Below are 407 nucleotides of genomic sequence, written 5' to 3'. Positions count from 1 at the left end.
GTTTTGGCCAACAGGAATTGTTTGGCGGTATTGGCAAGCTCTTCGCCTTCGATGGTGCGGCCGTCTGAAACGATTTTGGCTTTTTCCAAGGCCAAACCGAGCAGCCATTGGTCTTTTTCCAATTCGTCTTTGAGATAGCGCTCTTGTTTGCCGTATTTGGCTTTGTACAAAGGCGGCTGGGCGATGTAGATGTAGCCGCGTTCGACCAGCTCGGGCATTTGGCGGTAGAAGAAGGTCAGGAGCAGGGTGCGGATGTGCGCGCCGTCCACGTCGGCATCGGTCATGATGATGATGCGGTGGTAGCGCAGTTTTTCGGCATTGAATTCTTCTTTGCCGATGCCTGCGCCCAAAGCGGTAATCAGCGTGGCGACTTCTTGGCTGGCCAGCATTTTTTCAAAACGTGCTTT

Annotated in this window: 1 protein-coding gene; it reads right to left on the bottom strand. The window is 53.1% G+C overall.

All coding sequences use genetic code 11. The features are described from left to right. On the bottom strand, positions 1–407 hold a 407-nt coding region (locus ACTHSP_RS22305; protein WP_440347050.1), incomplete at both ends, for a toprim domain-containing protein.

This window comes from Neisseria sp. P0001.S005 (genome assembly GCF_051963715.1).
The sequence above is the reverse complement of the archived record's forward strand: the minus strand, read 5'-3'. Positions and strand labels throughout refer to the sequence as shown.